A 3,558-nucleotide genomic window follows, 5' to 3' on the forward strand; every position below is an offset into this window, starting at 1 on the left:
TTACGTATTGCTAAGGTTAATACATGCTCCTGTTGTTAGGGAGGCAGCACCTTTCAATGCTATTTTATTTTGTAAACTCATTCTTATTAAGTCTTTCATCTTTTATGATGCTGGTAACAAGCCATACATATTCTTTTTTTGTTTTATCATATCCAAGTGCTTTAAAACTGTTGCCAAATGGGCAAGCTGGCATATTACTATATCCTTGTCTCAATTCAAAATTATCAGGATTGGCATTAAATTCTTCTTTAAAAACTTTTCTCATCCCATATTTCATAGGGACAGGATCATCACACACGTACGTGTCGATAGGAATATTCAATTTCTTAGAAATCATAGAATCGTCATAATAATGTTCTCCCATTAAATCAATTAATAATCCTTTTTTTTCAGATTTTTTATCATTTATGGTGAACAAGAATTGTGAATCAACCGCATTTTCAGAAATTTCAAATTGAAATCCATTTTCTACATCGAACTCATCAACAGCTACCTTCTTATTTGTGTTAGTGCAAATAAGATGTTCATCTCTTACTTCATAATTATCCTGATATCCTTTTTCTCGTAATTCATTTACTGCTCCTAGCAGATTGTTTTCGTTTAATTTCATAATATATGGTGGGTATTAATTTTTATATAAAGTATAATCCAAAAACTCCTGTAATGTAAATAACAATAGCAATCCAAGAATCCAAGCCAATTCCAAAATATCTTTTAGGGAATTTTATGACCATTCCTAGGACAAAGGTAAGTGTGAGTATCATGGATAGGGCTGTGAGGTACAAATCGGTTTTTCTCGCTTCTGGTAGAATTGATGCGCTATTTAAAATATTTGCCAATAAAAATAATAACGGTAAAAATGAATTTCCTCCAAAAATATCGCTAACTAAGATATTATACTTTTTCGTTTTTATAAATGCTAATCCGCCAGATATTTCAGGTAATGCGGTAACTAAAGAGAGAATTGTTGCACCAAATACTACTCCAGAAACTTGATAATGAGTAGCAATTTGCTCACTTGTTTCAGCAAGGATGTAACCAAAGAATAAGATAATTATCGAAATGAGCATCATATAAAAAATTGCTTTTTTTCTACTATATTTTATTCCATGCTCGGGATTAATCTCTGGCATAGGTATTAAGTTCCCTGCTTCACATCTTTTTAAAGTTAGCAAACTAAGAACCCAAGCAATAACTATCAAGATTTCTATTGGCGAAATTCTCAAGTTTACATGCATCTGATCCAGTTGCGAGCCTAGAATCACAAGAGACAGAATAAGGACTAAAAAAATGCCCTGTGAAATGGCGTTAGTATTTGATGTTATTGTTGTAATGGGGTGCGCTTCTTTTCGAGTCATAAAATCAAAAAAGCCTAATAAAACCGTTTGAATTGCAATGCCTCCTAAAATGTTCCCAATGGCTAATGAAGTATCCCCTTGCAAAGTCCCTTTAATTACAATGGCAACTTCAGGTAAATTGACCACCAATGAAAGTAGAATGGTTCCCCCAAATGCAGCTCCTAATTTAAATTCATCATTTAAAAAGTCAACAATATGTGATAACTTATGACTAAAATACCAAATTATACTTCCAGAGAGGAGAAATATAATGATTTGTGTGGAGATGTTAAATCCTTCAAGCATAATGTTTGATTTAAATTAAAAAAAGGTCTAGAAAAATTAAATATACTTATTTTATTTGATTTGTTAAAAAATCCCAAGACTGGACAATGTTTAATTCATAGGCTTTTGGATGACTTAATTCGGAAAGCTTATTGTGGTTATACCACATTAATTGCGTAGGGCTTAAGTATTTTTTAGCATCTTTTTTATAAGGGAGCGCTAGATTAATGGCAGTTCTTTGCGCTAACGTTAAAGGCAAAAACTTAAAATTCGTTTTCTTAAGGTAATATTGTGGGTCCTTATCGATACGAAACGGTTTATGATTCTCAACTAAAAAAAAGCCTTGAGCGAGTGCATATTCATTTAGTTCTTCTAATATTGTTTTTGTAGGGTCGTACTCTAATTTAACCACTTCTTTGTGACCAATAAATCCAGCCATCGTAGAGTAAACAGCATCATTCAAAGCAAATGAAGTCTCTCCAGACCAAAAACAAGGCGTTTCATAGATCGTTGTTTTGGTAAACCCATAATGGATTTGTAATTCTTTCCTAAAATTTAAGATATACTCCGGAATTTCAACTTTTATTCCTCGTAGCGCCTCAATTATTTTATCTAGCATTGAAAGGGGGTGATAATTGTTTGCTAACTTTTGAACGATATCTTTCCCATTTTGATCAACAAAGTGAGCGACAGGATTGTTCCATGCGGGTTCGTCATAACGCTTAAGTATGTCTGCATCAATCCCCGGTTTGTTATTATAAATGGCTAATGGGATAAACTCATTTTCAATAATGTCAACCATTATAGGATGAGATAGTACTTCTCTCCCAAAATTCACGCAAGTGCTACATCCTGGAATTTCTTGAAAAAACAATAGTATTGGTTTAGATAGTTTAGAACTTAGATGCAAAGCATAGTTATAATCTCTAAACCAAGTGACTTTCCCTAGCTCTATATTTTGACTTTTGGGGTTCGTTTTTTCAGTGTTCAAATTCATTTGTCCTTTTTTTTAATTCATTATAGTCAATAAAATCGATAGGGACTTCATTTTTTTTGCGAGAATTTTTTTTTGCCTCGCGAGTAATTATAGCGTTTGCTATAATAAGCCCTTTATCTATATTTTTACTCATTTCATTCCTCACAAAAAGCATTTCCTCCAGCGTAATTTTTTCCTGATTAAGGAAAACAACGATATAAAACTGTTGGTAAAGAACACCTAAATCTAACCCTCCAACAAATTTTAAAACATTAGAATTATTACTTTGTTGTTTGCTGATGTAGCTAAATCCTAAGTGGGGAATAAATTTTTCGAAGAACCTTTCGTCCAAAATAAAGTTACTTTTTGTTTTTAGTTATATAATTTGTTCATAGTGGAATTAAATTTAAAAGCTAAGTGTTTTTCTCACTTAGCTTTTAATTGGGGATTTATTTAAGGAAAGTGCCAAATCTTTCAAAATGACAAGTATATCCGTTTGGATTTTTTTCTAAATAATCTTGGTGGTATTCTTCAGCAGGCCAAGCTTTTGTGAATGGCTCTAGTGTAGTTACAACTTTTGCACCCCAATTATTAGTTTGGTCTACCAAATCTATCACTTCTTGCGCTTGTTGTTTTTCTTCTTCGTTTTGAAAAAAAATGGCAGAGCGATAGCTACTTCCAATATCGTTTCCTTGTCTATCAACAGTTGTTGGATTGTGGATTCTAAAAAAATAATCTAGTATTTCTTTAAAATTGGTTACAGATGAATCGTAAGTCAACTCAATTCCTTCTGCGTGTCCTGGATGGTTGCGATAGGTTGGGTTTTCATTTTGACCTCCTAAATAAATTACCTCAGTATCTTTTATACCAGGTCTTTTTCAAAAGGTCTAGGTGCTGCCTCCCTAACAACAGGAGCATGTATTAACCTTAGCATACGCAACCAACCAAGTAACATAACAC

General features: G+C 32.8%; 5 protein-coding genes. All 5 read right to left on the bottom strand.

The window, feature by feature from the left end:
- Positions 1-64: 64 nt before the first annotated feature.
- Complete coding sequence (locus tag AC1RYN_RS02780) at positions 65-610, bottom strand: hypothetical protein (RefSeq protein ID WP_149207267.1); 546 nt, start codon at positions 608-610, stop codon at positions 65-67.
- A 22-nt stretch (positions 611-632) separates the two neighbouring features.
- Positions 633-1,643 (bottom strand): sodium:calcium antiporter, encoded by a 1,011-nt coding sequence (locus AC1RYN_RS02785; RefSeq protein WP_149207268.1) that lies wholly within the window; start codon positions 1,641-1,643, stop codon positions 633-635.
- Positions 1,644-1,689: 46 nt separating this feature from the next.
- Positions 1,690-2,619 (bottom strand): VPGUxxT family thioredoxin-like (seleno)protein, type 2, encoded by a 930-nt coding sequence (locus AC1RYN_RS02790; RefSeq protein WP_149207269.1) that lies wholly within the window; start codon positions 2,617-2,619, stop codon positions 1,690-1,692.
- Positions 2,603-2,950, bottom strand: a complete 348-nt coding sequence (locus AC1RYN_RS02795; RefSeq protein ID WP_149207270.1) for a hypothetical protein — start codon at positions 2,948-2,950, stop codon at positions 2,603-2,605. Before AC1RYN_RS02795 ends, AC1RYN_RS02790 begins: the two co-directional genes overlap by 17 nt.
- Positions 2,951-3,047: 97 nt before the next feature.
- Positions 3,048-3,464, bottom strand: a complete 417-nt coding sequence (msrA, locus tag AC1RYN_RS02800) for a peptide-methionine (S)-S-oxide reductase MsrA (protein WP_481805747.1) — start codon at positions 3,462-3,464, stop codon at positions 3,048-3,050.
- Positions 3,465-3,558: the final 94 nt, after the last annotated feature.

The organism is Flavobacterium sp. TC780, assembly GCF_056783245.1.

Coding starts and splice junctions, on each gene's coding strand:
- AC1RYN_RS02780 (WP_149207267.1), bottom strand. CDS start 610: ATGAAATTAAACGAAAACAATCTGCTAGGAGCAGTAAATGAATTACGA.
- AC1RYN_RS02785 (WP_149207268.1), bottom strand. CDS start 1,643: ATGCTTGAAGGATTTAACATCTCCACACAAATCATTATATTTCTCCTC.
- AC1RYN_RS02790 (WP_149207269.1), bottom strand. CDS start 2,619: ATGAATTTGAACACTGAAAAAACGAACCCCAAAAGTCAAAATATAGAG.